General features: G+C 68.6%; 15 protein-coding genes. 10 read left to right on the top strand and 5 right to left on the bottom strand.

All coding sequences use genetic code 11. The features are described 5' to 3' along the window. Positions 1 to 4 precede the first annotated feature (4 nt). The 6 genes from AFER_RS02305 to AFER_RS10760 all read left to right on the top strand — a co-directional run bounded on the left by AFER_RS02305 (position 5) and on the right by AFER_RS10760 (position 7,701). Positions 5 to 634, top strand: a complete 630-nt coding sequence (locus tag AFER_RS02305) for a hypothetical protein (RefSeq protein ID WP_143711911.1) — start codon at positions 5 to 7, stop codon at positions 632 to 634. Then, the gene (locus AFER_RS02310; RefSeq protein WP_015797916.1) at positions 631 to 1,548 is read left to right on the top strand and encodes a YncE family protein; all 918 of its coding nucleotides are present in this window, start codon (positions 631 to 633) and stop codon (positions 1,546 to 1,548) included. Before AFER_RS02305 ends, AFER_RS02310 begins: the two co-directional genes overlap by 4 nt. Beyond that, entirely contained in the window at positions 1,545 to 3,587 is a 2,043-nt protein-coding gene (locus AFER_RS02315; protein ID WP_015797917.1) for an integral membrane protein, read from the top strand. Before AFER_RS02310 ends, AFER_RS02315 begins: the two co-directional genes overlap by 4 nt. Position 3,588: 1 nt before the next feature. Continuing rightward, on the top strand, positions 3,589 to 5,658 hold the full coding sequence (locus AFER_RS02320; RefSeq protein WP_015797918.1) for a hypothetical protein: 2,070 nt from the start codon (positions 3,589 to 3,591) through the stop codon (positions 5,656 to 5,658). A gap of 81 nt (positions 5,659 to 5,739) precedes the next feature. After that, positions 5,740 to 6,726, top strand: coding sequence for a class D sortase (locus AFER_RS10755; RefSeq protein ID WP_171788932.1), 987 nt, complete (start codon positions 5,740 to 5,742; stop codon positions 6,724 to 6,726). A 303-nt stretch (positions 6,727 to 7,029) separates the two neighbouring features. Next, positions 7,030 to 7,701 carry an NUDIX hydrolase gene (locus AFER_RS10760; protein ID WP_143711912.1) on the top strand — a complete coding sequence of 224 codons (672 nt, stop codon included), beginning with the start codon at positions 7,030 to 7,032 and terminating at the stop codon, positions 7,699 to 7,701. On the opposite strand, the gene AFER_RS02335 is transcribed toward AFER_RS10760, so the two are convergent. The 5 genes from AFER_RS02335 to AFER_RS12225 are packed head-to-tail and all read right to left on the bottom strand — an operon-like array spanning position 7,680 to position 10,563. Then, positions 7,680 to 8,456 (bottom strand): thioesterase family protein, encoded by a 777-nt coding sequence (locus tag AFER_RS02335; RefSeq protein ID WP_015797921.1) that lies wholly within the window; start codon positions 8,454 to 8,456, stop codon positions 7,680 to 7,682. The two genes, AFER_RS10760 and AFER_RS02335, sit on opposite strands and share 22 nt — an antisense overlap. A 43-nt stretch (positions 8,457 to 8,499) precedes the next feature. Beyond that, a complete protein-coding gene (gene crcB, locus AFER_RS02340) occupies positions 8,500 to 8,877 on the bottom strand; it encodes a fluoride efflux transporter CrcB (protein WP_015797922.1) in 378 nt (125 codons plus the stop codon). Continuing rightward, the gene (locus tag AFER_RS02345; protein ID WP_015797923.1) at positions 8,874 to 9,212 is read right to left on the bottom strand and encodes a putative PII-like signaling protein; all 339 of its coding nucleotides are present in this window, start codon (positions 9,210 to 9,212) and stop codon (positions 8,874 to 8,876) included. Before AFER_RS02345 ends, crcB begins: the two co-directional genes overlap by 4 nt. Next, the gene (locus AFER_RS12220) at positions 9,209 to 9,658 is read right to left on the bottom strand and encodes a fluoride efflux transporter FluC (protein ID WP_015797924.1); all 450 of its coding nucleotides are present in this window, start codon (positions 9,656 to 9,658) and stop codon (positions 9,209 to 9,211) included. The genes AFER_RS02345 and AFER_RS12220 overlap by 4 nt, the downstream gene beginning before the upstream one ends. Further along, positions 9,655 to 10,563 carry a type 2 periplasmic-binding domain-containing protein gene (locus AFER_RS12225; RefSeq protein ID WP_015797925.1) on the bottom strand — a complete coding sequence of 303 codons (909 nt, stop codon included), beginning with the start codon at positions 10,561 to 10,563 and terminating at the stop codon, positions 9,655 to 9,657. Before AFER_RS12225 ends, AFER_RS12220 begins: the two co-directional genes overlap by 4 nt. Positions 10,564 to 10,673: 110 nt before the next feature. Between AFER_RS12225 and AFER_RS02360 the strand changes: the two genes are divergently transcribed. The 4 genes from AFER_RS02360 to AFER_RS02375 all read left to right on the top strand — a co-directional run bounded on the left by AFER_RS02360 (position 10,674) and on the right by AFER_RS02375 (position 17,192). Next, entirely contained in the window at positions 10,674 to 11,837 is a 1,164-nt protein-coding gene (locus tag AFER_RS02360) for a GuaB3 family IMP dehydrogenase-related protein (RefSeq protein ID WP_015797926.1), read from the top strand. After that, complete coding sequence (gene guaA / locus AFER_RS02365) at positions 11,837 to 13,390, top strand: glutamine-hydrolyzing GMP synthase (protein ID WP_015797927.1); 1,554 nt, start codon at positions 11,837 to 11,839, stop codon at positions 13,388 to 13,390. Before AFER_RS02360 ends, guaA begins: the two co-directional genes overlap by 1 nt. 4 nt (positions 13,391 to 13,394) lie before the next feature. Beyond that, a complete protein-coding gene (locus AFER_RS02370; RefSeq protein ID WP_015797928.1) occupies positions 13,395 to 15,542 on the top strand; it encodes an ATP-dependent helicase in 2,148 nt (715 codons plus the stop codon). A gap of 396 nt (positions 15,543 to 15,938) precedes the next feature. Beyond that, positions 15,939 to 17,192, top strand: a complete 1,254-nt coding sequence (locus tag AFER_RS02375) for an NAD-dependent epimerase/dehydratase family protein (protein ID WP_015797929.1) — start codon at positions 15,939 to 15,941, stop codon at positions 17,190 to 17,192. Positions 17,193 to 17,212: the final 20 nt, after the last annotated feature.

A 17,212-nucleotide genomic window follows, 5' to 3' on the forward strand; every position in this document is an offset into this window, starting at 1 on the left:
CTGGGTGTCTACGAAATCTGGGGCACCTCAGTCGTCCCCGAGTGCACCGACGCCAGCGGCGGGTTTCCAAACGACTGTGCTGTCGCAGGTCGTCGCGCCGTCGTCGTCCACGCAGACGGTGACGGCGACGGCTGATGGCGCCAATGTGTCAGTGGTCGTTCCCGCAGGTGCCTTCGGCAACACGACGGTCAATCTCGTCGTGACCGAGCCCACACTGTCGGATCTCACCTCGACGCTGTCTGCGCTCGGCCTCGGCGGATCCACCTTGGCGACCGGTGTCGGGGTCGAGGTGGTCGACGCTGCGACTGGCCAGCCGCTGACCGGTACCTTTGCGCAGCCGCTGACCGTGACGATTACCTCGAGCGGCATCACGAGTGCTTCCAAGGTCATCGAGTTCCCGACGAGTGGTTCGCCCTTCGTCGATAGTTCTGCTGAAGTGGTCTCGGGCAAGGCGGTGGTCCAGGTGTCGAGTGACCCTGGCTTCGCAGTCGCGACGCCCACCTCTGCTTCGGTGCCGGCGGCCACGTCTCCGGTGACCGGTAAGGACTTCTTGCCGGTCGGCATCGCTGGTGGCGTCCTCGTCGTCGGCGGTGCGGCCCTGATCGTCGCTTCGGAGCGACGTCGGCACGCATGAGTGGTGTGAGAACCCCTCGGGGGTTCCTGCGCCCCGCGGCAGGTCTGGTTGTCCTCGCGGGCGTCCTCGCGGCCTGTGGGTCCACCGCGTCGTCGTCCTCTGCCCCAGCGAGTGGTTCGTCGACGGCACATCGCGGGTCGATCCCGGTCGCGATCGTGCCGGTGAGCGCGGGAGCGCTCTCGCTGGGGCCACTGCAGGCGAATGGCGAGTTCTCCGTCCTGGCAGGGACGCCGTCATCGAAGGGCGTCTTCACCTACCAGCTCAGCACTCGGCGCGAGGTGGCCAGTTTCTCGGTGTCGAATCAGGCAACCGCGATCACCCAGTTGCCAAACGGCGTCATCGCGGTCGGGCTTGGTACGGGGTCTGTGGGCGCCGTCGATCTCGAGAGCAGCAGTGGCCAACAACTCGCCTCGATCCCCGTCGCTGCTCCGGTGCGGGGCCTCGCCCTCGGAACGGACGGGTCCACGATCTACGTGTTGGAGGGCACCGGATCGACACGGGCGGTTGCCGTCCTCGACACCGCGACGAGGAGCGCAGCGACGACCCTGCCCGTCAATGCTGACACCGTGGCGATCGCATCGTCGCCGACCCAGCAGGAGCTCTACGGTTTGGAGAGTACTGGTGCACTGGACGTGTACTCGACGGCGACAGGCCAACGGATCGGTACCTTCCCCGTAGGTCACTCGGGCGTCGCCGTCACGCCGTCTCCCGACGGGACTGCCCTGTTCGTGTTGAAGGGCGTCGGCGGGGTGCGCAACGTCGCGGTGGTGAATCTCTCGACGGAGGGGGACGTGCGAGCCATCGGCGCGCCGGCTGGCGGCATCGCGATCGCCCCCACCCTGACCGGTGCCGATGTCCTGGTGCTCGCGGTGGGGCCGGCGTCCGCGAACGTTCAGGAGTTGCCCACGTCGTGAGGACCTCTCCGCTCCAGGCGACGGCCGACGATCCGACGTCGCCACGACACGGTGTCCGAGTGGAGGCTGCGACGGGCACCTCGACGATGGCCTGGTTGTTGGCGGGAGCGGTGCTGATCCTGTGGGGCCTTCGTTTCGGGGTTGGGGTCGCCGAGTCGGCTGGGTTCTCGCTCGCCGATGTGGTCATGATCGGGGCGGGGGTCGCCATCATTGCCGGCTCGCCAGCCATCGCGACGCGCCCTCGCCTGCACTGGGCTGTGCTCGCGCTCGTGGTTGCGGCGTTTCTGGCATGGGCGACACAGCAAGTCCTGATCGCGCCCGCCTACGCGACGGACGAGCTCGCGTTCGACCAGTACGCCGCCCACCTCGTACTCCAGGGGGTCGATCCCTACCGAGTCTCGATGGCGGCGGCATTTGCGCGCTACCAGGTCTCGCCGAATGCGTTTACCCTGCGCTTCAGCGGACAGCCGGTGACGGCCCTCTCGTACCCCGCACTTGCATTCCTCGCTTACGTGCCGCTCCTGGTCGCCGGCATCCACGCCCAAGCCGGCACGATCGTCGACGCCCTTGCGTGGGCGGTGACGATCGTCGTCACGTTCGCTGCGGTGCCTCGGAGCTGGCGACCGTTGGTGCTCGCATTGCTCAGCCTTTCTGCGGGCGTCGCGTATGCCGTCGGCGGAGTCACGGACGCTCTCTTCCTGCCGTTCCTTGTCGCGAGTGCAGCGTTGCTGGGACGCTTCGTCCGCGGCGATTCGTGGGGCTGGCTCGCACCCGTCGCGCTCGGTCTGGCGATGGCGGTCAAGCAGACGCCGTGGCTCGTGGCGCCGGCACTCGCGGTGGTGGTCGTGCGGTGGGCGCGCAGCAGTCGGTCGACGTCGTGGGCGCTGGGTCGCCTCGCGTGGTTCGTCGGCTTGGCGACTCTCGCCTTTCTCGTGCCGAACGTGCCGTTCATCCTCCAGGATCCTGGTGCCTGGCTCCGTGGGGTGCTCACCCCGCTCGATGCGTCGGTCGTACCTGCGGGCCAAGGGCTCGTCGCGCTCTCGACAGCCTTTGGTATCGGGGCCGGGGGCTTCGTCTGGCTCTCGCTTGCATCCGTGGTGCTTCTCGCGGGCGGCACGGCACTCGTGTGGCTGGGATGGCCGCGTTGTGCGTGGTGTGCCTGGCTCGTGCCGGTGGTCGCGCTCTTCTTCGCGACGCGGTCGTTCGGCTCCTACTACGTCAACCTCGTGCCGCCCGCGCTCGTGGCGCTTGCACGTTGGCCGCGCGGAGCCGCGCCCCTGCCACGTGTGTGGTATCGCTGGGCACTCGTGACGGGTGGGGTCACGGTCGTGTGCGCTTTGGCCTGGGTGCGAAGCGCATCGCCGCTCTCCATCGAGATCACCGGTGTCCACACCTCTGGCCAGCTCGCGACCGTCGCGCGCGTCACGCTGCGCGTCACGAACCGCTCGGATGCGACGCTCGCGCCCGCCTACGTCTCCTACCTTGCGGGCTCGTACTCGCTCCCATGGCAGCTCGAGGCAGGCCCTCGGGTGGTGGCGCCGCACGCGAGTGTCGACGTGACGGTGGGTGCGCCGAACTTCCCGGCCCAACCCTCGGTGGCCGGTGGGTTCCAGATGGTGGCACTCGCGGGCCATGCCATCGCCCCGAGCGCACTGTACGAGCCCGGGCTCCTTCACGTGGCGCTGGTACCGGACGCGGTGAACATCCCCGTCGCGCTGGGTCAGCAGGTGGTGCTCCACGCGGAGCTGCTCGATCGCTTCGATCAGCCAGTGCGCGAGGCGGGTGTGCCGATCTTCCTCGGTCAGATCATCTATGCGCAGCGTGGCCTGCTCTACTCGAGCGCTTCGATCAACGGTGCCGCTCCGGGCGCAACTCCGGTCGAAGAGCTCACTGGTCCGAATGGGGTCGCGACGTTCGTCATCGTCGACCGAGCTGCAGAGCCCGATCCGGTGAGCTTTGAGGCAAACCTGGTCTCGACGAGCGGGTACTACCCCTATGGCTACTCGCAGATCGTCCCGATCCGGTTCGAGAGGAGCTGAGATGGCGACCGGGGTCGGGGCGCCAGATGACGCTCGTGTGCAGGGGCGCGGGCGATCCATCGCGCGGGTGATGGGATGCGCGACTCGGCTGCTCGGCTGGTGGCGTGACGGGGGTCCGGCGCTTTGGGTGGCCTGGGGATTCGGACTCGCCCAATTGGTCGTGGTGATCGTCCTCGCGGATCGCCTCGTCCGCGCCGGGGCGCTCTCGATCGACTACGCGATCGAAGGCGGCGGGTTCTCTCAGATCGCCGCTGGCCACCTCGACCCGACCGTGTGGCTTTTCCAGTACGTCAAGCCCTTCATCGACAACCACGAGGTCTTCCTCGACTGGCCCCTCGCGCTCGTGATCGGGCTCGTGCACCTGCCGGTGGTTTGGACGCTGCTCATTGGACTCCAGGCACTCCCGATCGCTGCAATCGGCCCGCTCGTCGCGTCGTATGCCAACCTGCGTGGACGTGAGCTCGGATTCTCGGCTCGGACGCGCGCGCTCGTCACGCTGGTGCCAGCTGCACTCGCGGCACTCGATGTCTGGCAGTACTGGTCGACGACGTTCGACTACCACGGCAAGGCGCTCCAAGGTCTCGTTCTCGTTGCGGCGCTGATCGTGCTGGAGCGCCGACGGCGGGCGTGGTCCATTGTGCTCGTCGCGACGCTCGCACTCATGGGCGATACTGCGTCGTACGTGCTCGCCGTCGTCGCAGTGGTGCTTCTCCTCGAGCGTCGGTGGCGCGGCGGCTTGGCCGTGCTGGCGACGGCGGTTGCCGTGCTCACCGTGCCCTCTCTGCTCGGGTTCCACATTTTGTCGCTAACCGGGGGTCTCTATAGCCCGCTGACACCCCTCCAGGCGCCGACCTATGACGTCGTCGTTGGCGTCCTCAAGCATCCGGGCTTCGCGCTCGGCCGCCTCGGGCGCCGCCTCCCAGACATGTGGGCCCTCCTCGGTGGGGCGGGGATCCTCGGCGTGGCCTCCGCCATGGGGATCGCGGCAATGGCCGTCATCGGGCCGGTCGTCTGGCTCGGCATTGCGCCCCTCGGGTACGCGGGCGTCTTCCAACTCGTGCCGCTCACCGACGTCCTGCTCCTCGGCGCAGCGGTGACGCTCCTTCGTGTCGCTCGTCGTCGGCCGCGCCGTGCCCTCGCCATCGGCGGGTTCGCCGTGGCGTGGGCGTTTGGCTGGTTCGTGGTGTTCGTCCCCCATCTCGTGGCATCCATCCGCGCGATCGCGCCTGCCGACGTACGCACCGGGAGCACGCTCGAGGCGCTCGCGACCTCGATCCCGCCGGGCCATGAAGTGGTTGCTCCGATCTCGATGGTGGGGCTCGTTGCCCAGGACCATCCGCTCGTGTGGAGCTATCGGTGTCGGACGGGGCCGATCTCGATCCCGACCTTCGGAGTCCCGCTCGACATCGTCGTGGCTCCGGGGGTTGGCGTCGACACCTGCAGCCCCGGAACGCTGATGGCTGAGCTGGCTCGGGTCGCGGCGTTGCCCAGTGCGTCCCTCCGCGTGCTGCCTGGTGATGTCTACGTCGTGGAGTATGATCCAGGCCCGGGTCGAGGGAGCCTCGTCCTGTCCGATGCGGCGCCGATGACAGGCCGAGAGCTCGCTCCCACCTTTACCAAGGGCTCGACCCAGCTGCTCCCGGGCGGAGCGGTCGCGCTCTCGCCTGGTCCGCTCGCGCTCCACGGTGTGACCGCAGAGCTCGCCCCGGGTGCTGCTGGAGAGGCTCTCGTGCGCCTCGAGGCCGAGGGATCCGTGAGCGTGCAGGTGTGGGATGACGCGTCGGGTCAGTTGCTCGCCCGTGAGGAGCTGGGCACCACGACCGGGGCCGAGACGCTCGCGATCCCCTTCGTCGTGCCCCACCGGTTCATCCCCCCGGCTGCGTTCAGCGACGGCGTGTGGCCGTTCGTCACACGCTTCCTCCCCCCGACGCGCTCGGACGCCGTCGAGCTCCGTGTGAGCGTCGGGCCGGGTTCGCAGGTGGCGGTCGCCGATGCCTGGATCGGCCCCGCCTCTCAGGCATCGACCGTGTTGTCCTTCCCAGGTCTCGTTGGTCAGCCGGCACTGCCGTAGGGTGGACACATGAGGGGGAAGGGCCGGGGAGCGCACAGCCGACAGCGAGGTCGGGGAATCGCGATCGTAGGGGTCGTGGCGATGCTCGCTGGTCTCGGCCTCATCGGCTCGATCGTCGCCTTCTACGTGCGCTCCTCCCTTGTGGGTGGCGGACTCATCCAGCAAGCGCAGAAGGCCCGGACGGTCGCGGCGTGGCCGCGATCGCTGCTCGCGATCGTGCGTATCCCCTCGATCGGGCTCGTCGCGCCGGTGGAGCAGGGCACCGGCCAGTCGGTGCTCGCTGTGGCGGTGGGTCATCTCACGACGAGCGCGCTCCCTGGGAAACCAGGCACGTCGGTGCTCGCGGCGCACAACGTCAGCTGGTTCTCGGGCCTCGGTGGTCTCGGCTCGGGATCTCTCATTGAGGTCGATACACCGTACGGGCAGCAGGTCTATCGTGTGGCCTGGCATCGCGTCGTGCACGTCGGTGCGCCCGTGGCCAACACCGCCGCACCGACTCTGGTGCTCGAAGCGTGCTGGCCGCTCAATGCGCTCTACTTGACGCCCGAGCGCTACCTCGTTGGTGCCACCTTGGTGGCGACGACGAAGATCGCGGTCACGCCGGTCACGCCGTCGTCGGACAGCTACCAGCCGCTCGGGCTTGCGCCGACGCTCGCGCACGAGAACCTCTCGCTCGCGGCCAACGACCTACCGATGGGGGTGCTCGCCACCGTTGGCTCGCCTGCTGCAGCATGGACGAGTTCACAGCGACCCTACAACTTCGCTGGAGCGGAAGTGACGTGGACCATTGCGTTGTTGCATGCGCTCGAAGCTCACGACCTCGTGCTCGTCGAATCGGTGACCCACGAGCCAGCAAGCGTGGTCGCACCATTGCTCAGCTGGGACGGAGGCTTCGCGAGCCTCGACGACCTCACCGAGGTCGTCGATGGTGTCACGGCGTCGGCTGGCTCCTCGCGAGTGTCGCTCCAGACCGATCACGGGCCGCTCGTCGTTACCTTGCGTTTTCGGGTCATCGGGCATGGGGTCGAGGTAGCTGGCGCTGCGGTCGGGACGTCGCAGGGCTCGTAGCCCGCCGCAGTGACCGCGGCGGGTTCGTGCCCCCGGGCTGGTGGCTCGGTTGGCGAGATCCTCGGGCGCGCGAACGGCGGTGTCGTCGCGCTCTGATGGTGGCGCTCGTTGTTCCAGATTGCTCGACGGGCACCGAGCGCCCGGCGACGACCTCGATGGTCGGTGGGTCGTCGATCGCTTCGGACCCGGTCGAGGCAGCTCGTGGCCGGACGGATCGCCGTGATCAGCTCGGGCGTTCGTCGTCGAGGTTCCGTGCGCACACCGGCCGACGAAGGTCGGGTCGGCTCACGTAGCCTGGGGGTCATGGGTGAGGTGGCGTCGGGCGGGCTGTGGGATCTGCACCGGTTTCGCCAGCGCATCGATGAGCCGGAGCGCCGACTTCGCCTTGTGTGGCCGTCTCGTGCGGTGGACTTCGGAAGCCTCGACGAGGCGAGCGTACGACGAGCCCTTGCGCCGGCCCCGGCGAGCCGCGGCGGCGTCAGTGCAGCGGTCTTGATTCCGATCGCCTTCGACGGCCCCTCCGGCCCGGAGGTTCTCGTGACGCGGCGTGCGCGTTCGTTGCGTCACCACGCTGGTGAGATCGCGTTCCCGGGAGGACGGGCACGCGCGGGAGAGACGCTCGTCGAGACTGCACGCAGAGAGGCCGAGGAGGAGGTGGGCCTCGAGGCGAGTGCTGCTCGCGTGCTGGGGTCGGTCGGGGTTGGCTACACCCGCTCGAGTGCTTACGCGTTCGAGGCTCTGGTCGCGGCGGTGCCGCGTGAGACGATGCTCACGCTCCAACCCGATGAAGTGGAGATGGCGGCGTGGGTCCCACTGGCGACACTGTTCGGGCCGGAGCGAGCTGCGAGCGAACTGTGGTACGACGACCGAGCGGGTTGGCTCCGAGTCTGGCTCTTCGACCTCGGTGATGACCTCCTGTGGGGAGCGAGCGCTCGCGTCGTCGCGGCGCTGGCTCAGTGTCTCGGCGCGACGTAGAGCGCCTGGAGCACCGCGCCGATCACACCGTCGTCATCGAGCAACGTCGCGCGCGTGAGGCCAACACCATCGGCGTCGATGAAGCTCCGTGCCGAAACGGCGACGCGCGTCGTCGCGGGCTCGCGAACGAAGTCGATGTGGAGGCTCGGCGGGATGAAGAGCCACTCGTCGAAGGCGAGGTGGGTCGAGATCCCGTTCGCAACGTCAGCAATGAGCGCGGCGGCCTCGAGCGGTGTCATCGGCTCGCCTGCGACGAGGTGGATGCGCGGCGTGGCCCAGACGGTCGCGGGACCTGGTTGGGCGAAGGAGCCGTCGACGAAGCGCCAGTCGATCGCGGCACCGTACGGGAAACTGTCCATGATCGGATCGCGATGGCCGGCCTCGGGAGCCGGCAGCTTGGGTGTTGGTACGTGCGTTGGCGCTCGGCCCCGCTCGGTGGCGAAGAACCAGCCTCGTGCTTCGAACGCCACGCGGTCGCCGACGCGCGCACGCATGCGTGCGAGGCGGACGCGTCGTCCGTCGCGAGTGAGTTCGCGTTCGATGCGCAGTGGGGCGATCGGTACGGGGCCGATCAGATCCACGTCGAGTGAGGAGAGCCGCCAGCTGGCCTCTGGAACGATGCGCCGCAGTTCGTGGACCGCGAGGGCAGCCGGGGGTCCGCCGTGGGTGGCGTTCGGGTCCCACGGTCCGACGGCGTGGTTGGTCGGTTCGATGAGGTCGTCGTCGATCCTGCGAAAGAAGCTCTCGTCGCTCACGAGCCTCGAGCCTACGTCGCATCCCACGCCGCTCTTGCGGGGGCTAGTGAGGGTGCTCAGCCACCCAGAGGCCGATCCAGGCGAGTAGGGAGCCCGCGACCACCGTGCCGAGCATGTTGGCGAGTGAACGCGTGAGCTGGCGGCGTCTGGCCAGGGCCAGCGACTCGACCGCGAGCGTCGAGAAGGTCGTGTAGGCGCCGATGAATCCCCCGTCGATCACCGTCGCGAGGTTGGCTGGGAGGAGGCCGCCGAGCGCGAGACCGGTGACGAGACCGAGTGCGAGTGAGCCCGACAGGTTGATCGTGAGCGTTCCCCATGGGAAGGTCGCTTGGGGCAGCACCCGACCCATCAGTACTCGGTCGACGGCCCAGCGGACGATCGCGCCCGCGGCGCCGGCGATGGCGACGAGAACCCAGGTCACGAGCGATGGGCGATCCCAAGGCGCCGCAACGTGCTCGGGAACTCGATCGCGAGCGCCCGCACGCCGTCGCCGTCGAGCCGCTCAAGCAGTGCCTCGATGCGATCGGCCTGGTCGGCGATGACGATCGCGATGCCTTCGTCGTCGTCGAGGGACAGCAGCGTGGAGCGTCGGAGCCGCAGGTGCTCGCCGAAGCTCTCGACGGCCCGAAAGGCGGTTGCACCCGCGAGGCCGAGATCGAGGGCTCGGCGCATGACGTGGTCGACGACGGCCTCGTGGCCGATCCGATCGCCCTCGTTCACGAACACGATGACACAGCGCGCCTCGTCGGACGTCATAGACAACCTCCCTCTATCCCAGGGGCTCGACGGCGCTGTGAGCGGGCGTCGAGCAGCGCGGTCGTCGCTGCGCGGCCTGCGACGACCGCGAGGAGGCCAGCTGCGATCGTGAGTGCACCATAGAGCACGGCGGACCCCCACGCACCGCGATCGGCGGTCTGGGCGATGGCGAGCGCGAGCGACGACAGCGTGGTCAAACCGCCGCACAGGCCCGTCGCCACGAGCAGCCGAAGACGCCGTCCAGAGGTCGGCGCGAGGCGCTCCGCGAGCGCGAGGACCCCGCCGATCACGAAGGCGCCGAGGACGTTTGCGGCGAGGATCCCGAGTGGAAACGACGGGGTGGTGTCGAGGACCTGCTCGAGCCAGACCCGCGTGAGCGCACCCACGGCGCCTCCGATCCCCACGAGCGCCGCGCGCCGCGCTCGTCGCGCATGGTCGCCGGTCATGGGATCGATGCCTCGAGGCTCGCGATGCGCGCGTCGAGGCGGGTCAGCTCCTGGGCGCGCTGGGCAGGCGGTTCGGGGCCGTCGAGCACCAGGGCGCGCGCGAGCGCCGTCGCTGCGAGCTCGAGCCTGGGCGCCGACGGGGCCGGCGCGATGAAGGCGGTGGCGGCCGAGCTCAAGGGGTAGGCGGACTCGGTCGGCGTGCGCGCCGTCTGGGTCGCATCCAGAATGCTCGCGGCCTCCGGCGAGGTCGAGTTCTCGAGGAACGCGAGGCATCCGACCGTACCGGCGCAGGTGGTCGAGACCCGCGCTCGGATCTGGCTCGCGGTGACGCCCAGCGTTTGCTGGAGCCAGATCGCGACCGTGCTCCCTGCCTCGATCGGGGCGATGGTCACCGGTACCGGCGGGAGCGAGAGGGACGGGTTGAGGTGCGCGATCGTGGCGTCGTCCCAGACGCTGATGCGTCCGGTCACGAGGTCGGCGAGCGCGGCCTCGCTCAGCACGAGTCCGGTCGTCGCCCCGAGGTTGACCGAAACGGTGAGCTCTTCGGGAGCGTACGGCCAGGGCGCGAGCCCACTCTGGGCCACGATGCTCGCCGCCGGGGCGAGGCTCGCGACGACCATCTCGTCGTGCGTGGTGACGAGGGAGCTAGCGATCTGGGCGAGCGGCACCGTCTGGATGCTCACCGACAGGGCCGGGTCGTCGCGGCGCACGGCGCGCACGGCACTCTCGAGGGCCGGGAGCGCACCCGGATCGGCGAGCACCGTGAGGTGGGTCGCGCCGAGGACGCTCGCGAGCCGCTGCGTCGCCGTCGTCGAACTCGACGACGGGCTCGTGGTGCCGCACGCGGCGAGCACGACCGCTCCGACGCAAGGCGCCAGGCGCGCCGCCACCGTTGGTCGCATCACCCTGTCGACGCCTCCCACCGCGTAGACTGCGAGTCGCAGTCTACGAGCGCCCCTGGGGGAAAGCGTGAGAGACGCAATCGCACGACGTCCCAGCGAGGAGGGTGGTTACCGTGGCGGAGATCGAGATCGGACTCGGGAAGTCGGGCCGACGGGCCTATGGGTTCGACGACATCGCGATCGTGCCTTCGAGGCGAACCCGCGACCCTGAGGACGTCGACATCTCCTGGGAGATCGACGCGTTCCGCTTCGAGCTCCCCATGATGGCCTCGGCGATGGATGGCGTCGTCTCGCCCGCCACCGCGATCGAGATCGGCCGCCTCGGCGGTCTCGCGGTGCTCAACCTCGAGGGGCTCTGGACGCGCTACGAGGATCCGGATGCGGTCTATGCCGAGATCGCTCAGCTCCCCTCCGACAAGGCGACCGCGCGGATGCAGGAGATCTACGCCGAGCCGATCAAGCCGTCGCTCATCACCGAGCGCATCCGCGAGATCAAGGCTGCGGGGGTCGTCGCGGCGGCGTCGGTGACGCCGCAACGCACCGAGGAGTTCATCGGTGCGATCTTGAAGGGCGAACTCGACATCCTCGTCATCCAGGGGACGGTGGTCTCGGCCGAGCACGTGTCGAAGACCCAGGAGCCGCTGAACCTCAAGCGTTTCATCCGAGAGCTCGAGATCCCGGTCATCGTGGGAGGCACCGCGTCCTACCAGGCGACCTTGCACCTCATGCGGACGGGTGCGGTCGGGGTGTTGGTCGGGGTGGGTCCCGGGCATGCGTGCACCACGCGTGCGGTCCTTGGGCTCGGGGTGCCGCAGGCGACGGCGATCGCCGATGCCGCGGCGGCGAGGATGCGCCACCTGGACGAGACGGGCGTCTACGTGCACGTGATCGCGGACGGTGGGATGTCCAAGGGCGGTGACATCGCCAAGGCCATCGCGGTCGGCGCGGATGCGGTGATGATCGGCTCTCCGCTCGCAGCGGCCTACGAGGCACCGGGTCGCGGGTTCCACTGGGGCATGGCGACCTTCCACCCGACGCTCCCTCGAGGCACCCGGGTGCGTACCGAGCAGCGCGGTTCGCTCCAGGAGATCCTGGTCGGACCGGCCCGGGAGAACGATGGTCGCCTGAATCTCTTCGGGGCCCTGCGTACCTCCATGGCCACCTGCGGCTACGAGTCCATCAAGGAGTTCCAGAAGGCCGAGGTGATGGTCGCGCCAGCGCTCCAGACCGAGGGTAAGTCCCTCCAGCGCGAGCAGCACGTCGGCCAGGGGCGCTAGTGCGCCACGCCGACGAGCAGGTCGTCCTTGTCGTCGACTTCGGCGCGCAGTACGCGCAGCTGATCGCACGGCGGGTGCGCGAACTCCACGTGTACTCGGAGGTCGTCCCGGCTCGGGACGCACTGGCGTTCGTCCGCTCGCGGCGGCCGGCGGCGGTGATCCTCTCGGGTGGTCCGGCGTCCGTATACGCCCCCGGTGCGCCGGGGCTCGCGCCCGAGGTGCTCGAGGCGAACGTGCCCATCCTCGGGATCTGCTACGGCGCTCAGCTGATGGCCCAGCAGCTTGGCGGCGTCGTCGAGCACGGAGGTTCGGGTGAGTACGGCAGAACGGTGATCGAGCGCACCGACGAGCGTGCGCACCTGCTCCCGCCGCTCCGTGGCGAGGCGCCTGAGACGGTGTGGATGAGTCACGCCGACGCGATCGTTGCCCCGCCCGAGGGCGCGCGGGTGGTCGCGAGCTCGGCCGGGGCACCGGTCGCGGCCTTCGAGGATCCCGCGAGGCGGCGCTTCGGTGTGCAGTGGCATCCCGAGGTCTCGCACACCCCAGGTGGCATGGAGCTCCTCGGACGGTTCCTGTTCGACGTGGTGGGGCTCGAGCCGCGCTGGACGAGTTTTTCGATCATCGAGCAGGCGATCGCAGAGGTCCGGAGCACGGTCGGCGATGGTCGGGCGATCTGTGCGCTCTCGGGTGGGGTGGATTCGACCGTGGCCGCGGCGCTCACCGCCGAGGCGATCGGCGACCGGCTCACCTGCGTCTTCGTCGACACGGGCCTCCTGCGCTCGGGCGAGGCGGAGCAGGTCGAACATCTGTTCCGTTCCCAGTTCGACATCGAGCTGATCGTGGTGGACGCGGCCGATCGCTTCTTCGACGCCTTGGCGGGCGTGACCGACCCCGAGGCCAAGCGCAAGATCATCGGCGAACTCTTCATCCGCATCTTCGAAGAAACGGCGGCCTCGAAGACCAACGCGACCCACCTCGTCCAGGGCACGCTCTATCCGGACATCGTCGAGTCCGGTAGCGATGGCTCGGCGACCATCAAGTCGCACCACAACGTCGGCGGCCTCCCGGACGACGTCGCGTTCACGATCGTCGAGCCACTGCGACGCCTGTTCAAGGACGAGGTCCGTCGCATCGGCGTCGAGCTCGGTATCCCCGAGTCGTTCGTGTGGCGCCAACCATTCCCCGGTCCGGGGATCGCGGTTCGAGTGCTCGGCGAGGTGACCGCAGAGCGGGTCGAGACGGTTCGCCGTGCGGATCGCATCGTCCAAGACGAGCTCGACGAGGCTGGGCTCTCGCGCTCGCTATGGCAGGCCTTCGCGGTCCTGGCCCCTGGGCTCCGGTCGGTCGGCGTCTCGGGGGACGCGCGTACCTACGACGCCCCGGTCATCGTGAGGGCGGTCGAGTCCGAGGACGCCATGACCGCAGATTGGGCACGGCTGCCATGGGAGGTGCTCGATCGCATCTCGCGGCGGATCGTCAACGAGGTCCCGGGCGTCAATCGCGTCGTCTATGACGTGACCTCCAAGCCGCCAGGCACCATCGAGTGGGAGTGACGAGGTGCTCGAGGAGCTCCTCGAGGATCTGAACCCCTCGCAGCGAGAGGCGGTCAGCGCTCCGATCGGACCGGTGCTCGTGCTCGCAGGGGCCGGCTCGGGCAAGACGAGGGTGCTGACGCGCCGCGTCGCCTGGCTGCTCGCCGCTGGCGAGCGGCCGTCGTCGATCCTCGCGATCACCTTCACCAACAAGGCAGCCGGGGAGATGGCCGAGCGCGTCCGCAGTCTTGTTGGACCCAACGCGGATGGCTTGTGGGTCTCGACGTTCCACGCCGCGTGCGCGCGGATGCTCCGGCTGCACCCCGAACTCGGGGGTTTGCGCTCTGGCTGGAGCATCTATGACCAAGACGATGCGAGGCGGTTGCTCGAGCGGACCATTCGACGCTTGGACCTCGACACCAAGCGGTTCCCACCGCGGGCGATCGCCCAGCAGGTGTCGCTCGCCAAGGCTCGGCTCGTCGACCCGGAGCGTTTCACCGACGAGGCGGAGGGGCTCTACGAGCGCCAGGTCGCCATGGTCTATCGGTCCTACCAGGCCGCGCTTGCCGAGGCGAACGCGGCCGACTTCGACGATCTGATCGGACTCGTCGTCGAGGGTCTCGCGACGCGACCGGAGCTCGCCGAGCATTGGCGACGTCGGTTCCGCCACGTCCTCATCGACGAGTACCAGGATGCGAACCCGGCCCAGCACGCCTTCGTCGCCGAGCTCGTCGGTCGTAGCGGGAGCGTGTTCGCCGTCGGCGACGTCGATCAGTCGATCTACGCCTTCCGCGGTGCGGATCCCTCTGGTGTCCTCACGTTCGAGGAGCGCTTCGACGGCGCGAAGGTCGTCACGCTCGAGCAGAACTATCGCTCGACCAACGCCATCTTGGGGCTCGCCAACGCGGTGATCGCCAAGAACCGTCGTCGCTACGCCAAGCACCTGTTCTCCGAGCTCGGCGAGGGCACGCCGGCGCGACGCTATCAGGCCACCGACGAGCGGGACGAGGCCCGTTGGGTGGCCGCGACCGTACGAGAGTTCCTCCAACGTGGCGGCGTCGATCCCAGCGAGATTGCGGTCATCTTTCGCACCAATGCGCAGAGTCGTCCGCTCGAAGAAGCCTTCTCGGAGGCGGGCATCCCGTTCCGCGTGGTCGGAGGCGTCCGTTTCTACGAGCGCCGCGAGGTGCGTGATCTGCTCGCCTACCTGAGAGTCCTCGCCAACCCGGACGACGACGTCGCGCTGGCGCGGATTCTGAACGTGCCACGGCGCGGGATCGGCCGGGGCACCGAGGAGGCGCTCCAGGCGGCTGCGGCACTGCGCGGTCGGAGCATGCTGTCGCTGCTGCGTGCAGAGGGCGTCGAGGTGCTCGGTCTGACGAGCCGCCAGGAGCGGGCCCTGCGAGGGTTCGTCGAGCTCATCGATCGCCTGGGAGCGCTTGCGTCGCTCCATCGACCGAGCGAGCTGATCGACGCGGTCGTCGCCGAGACGAGCTACCTCGAGCACCTCAACGAGGAGGATCCGATCACCCTCGAGGGTCGCCTCGAGAACATCGCCGAACTGCGTGCCTCGGCGGCGGAGGCTGACGATCTCGAGAGCTTCCTGGAGCGCGCCGCGCTCGTGTCGGCGGTCGACGAGGTGATGGGTGCCTCGGGCGTCACCCTCTTGACGGCGCACGCCGCCAAGGGTCTGGAGTTCGACGTCGTGGTGGTCGTGGGACTCGAGGAGGGGGTCTTTCCCCACGTGCGTGCCATCGTCGATGCCGAGGCGGTCGAGGAGGAGCGTCGACTGTTCTACGTCGCCATGACCCGAGCACGCACGACGCTCGTTCTCACGAGCGCGAGGCGCCGGGCGAGCTGGGGCGAGCCGCTCTACAACCCACCCAGTCGCTTTCTCGACGAGCTGCCGGCTGATCTCGTGGCGACGACCGCGGCGCCCGTCGCTGTCGGGACGGCGTGTGCGGAGTCGATCCAACGTGCGAGTGCGGTCGTCGAAGCCCGTGCAGCCCGGAGCGAGTGGGTGGTAGGCGATCGAGTCTTCCACGCTCGCTACGGCGAGGGAACCATCAGACGGGTCGTGCCGCGGGGCGTCGACGACGAGCTCGTGATCGCGTTCCACGGCGCTGGCGAGCGTCGCTTCTTCGCCTCGATGGTCAAGCTACGACGCGCGTGAGCTGAGCCCGGCTGGGGCCGCGAGAGCCCCTGCCGCGTCCCTGGCGGCGCATGTGCGCCCTCGTCGGTCGTGTCGGGGCGCGCGTGTCTCGGCTGGCTGGCCGGATGGGATGACGCTGTCGAGAAGCCGGACGACCACAGAGCGTGGGAATGCGGAGAGTGGTCACGCAACTTCCTGTGGGGAGAAAGTGGCAACACAGTGCGAACATGTCGATCAGGTGTAGTGAACAGTGCGTTACGGGGACAAATACCTGGAGAACTCGTGCTGGTTGGCCCCTCATGGTGCGGCTACAGTTACCACAGCGAGAGCTGAAGGTGTCGAATTCGAGTAAATGTGTTGGCACGGATCGTCGTGCGTCGACACTGATCCGCTCGACAAGGAAGGAGAACCACCACCATGCGCATCATCGTCTACGGCGCGGACGGCTACATCGGGTGGCCGATGGCGCTGCACCTCGCGGCCCAAGGTCACGACGTGCTCGCCATCGACAACGGTGCCCGTCGCCGTTGGGACGCAGAAGGCGGTACCCGTCCCCTGAACGAGATCGCCTCGTTCACCGAGCGCGTCGAGACCTGGAACGCCCTCGGCAAGGGTGCCCCCATCCGCATCGCCGAAGGCGACATCTGCGACTACGACTTCGTCCTCGAGACCATGCGCGCCCACGACCCAGAGGCCCTCGTGCACTTCGGCGAGCAGCGCAGCGCCCCCTACTCGATGATCTCGCGCGACCACGCGGTGCGCACTCAGGTCAACAACATCGTGGGCAACCTCAACATCCTCTTTGCCATGCGCGAGGTCAACCCCGAGATCCACCTCGTCAAGCTCGGCTCCATGGGCGAGTACGGAACCCCGAACATCGACATCGAAGAGGGTTACCTCACCATCACCCACAACGGCCGTAGCGACACCTTGCCCTACCCGAAGCTGCCCCACAGCTTCTACCACCTCTCCAAGGTGGCCGACTCCTACAACATCCACTTCACGACGAGGGTGTGGAACTTCCGCGCCACCGACTTGAACCAGGGCGTCGTCTACGGCGTCGCCACCGACGAGACGGTGCTCGATCCGCGCCTTGCGACCCGCTTCGACTACGACTCGGTCTGGGGCACCGCCCTCAACCGCTTCGTGATCCAAGGGTCCCTCGGCTACCCCATCACCGTCTACGGCCGTGGCGGCCAGACCCGTGGCTACCTCGACATCCGCGACACCATGGCCTGCATCACCCTGGCGCTCGAGAACCCGGCCGCCCCCGGTGAGTTCCGTGTCTTCAACCAGTTCACCGAGCAGTTCACCCTGAACGAGCTCGCCGAGACCGTGGCAGGTGTCCTGGGACGCCGAGGCCTCACCCCCACCATCGCCCACCTCGACAACCCACGCGTCGAGAAGGAAGAGCACTACTACAACGCCCGTCACTCGGCCCTGCTCGACCTCGGTCTGCAACCCCACTACCTCGCCGACACCCTCATCGACTCGTTGGTGGACTTCGTCCAGGCGAACGCCGCCAACGTCGACCCCGAGCTCCTCGAGACCCCGACGGTGACCTGGCGCGAGGGTGCGAACGAGGTCTGGTATCGCCACGCGGACCTCACCGTGGCGGCCGAGAACCGAGCACGCGAGGCCACGGACACCATTCGGGAGGCGCTGGCGTAGGTGCCGGCGCGAGCAGAGGC

Source organism: Acidimicrobium ferrooxidans DSM 10331, assembly GCF_000023265.1.
Classification (GTDB): domain Bacteria; phylum Actinomycetota; class Acidimicrobiia; order Acidimicrobiales; family Acidimicrobiaceae; genus Acidimicrobium; species Acidimicrobium ferrooxidans.

Bases quoted from the DNA above. Each gene is read 5' to 3' on its own strand.
- AFER_RS10760 (WP_143711912.1), top strand. From the start codon at position 7,030: ATGGGTGAGGTGGCGTCGGGCGGGCTGTGGGATCTGCACCGGTTTCGC.
- AFER_RS02345 (WP_015797923.1), bottom strand. From the start codon at position 9,212: ATGACGTCCGACGAGGCGCGCTGTGTCATCGTGTTCGTGAACGAGGGC.
- AFER_RS02310 (WP_015797916.1), top strand. From the start codon at position 631: ATGAGTGGTGTGAGAACCCCTCGGGGGTTCCTGCGCCCCGCGGCAGGT.
- AFER_RS02375 (WP_015797929.1), top strand. From the start codon at position 15,939: ATGCGCATCATCGTCTACGGCGCGGACGGCTACATCGGGTGGCCGATG.
- AFER_RS02320 (WP_015797918.1), top strand. From the start codon at position 3,589: ATGGCGACCGGGGTCGGGGCGCCAGATGACGCTCGTGTGCAGGGGCGC.
- AFER_RS12220 (WP_015797924.1), bottom strand. From the start codon at position 9,658: ATGACCGGCGACCATGCGCGACGAGCGCGGCGCGCGGCGCTCGTGGGG.
- AFER_RS10755 (WP_171788932.1), top strand. From the start codon at position 5,740: ATGCTCGCTGGTCTCGGCCTCATCGGCTCGATCGTCGCCTTCTACGTG.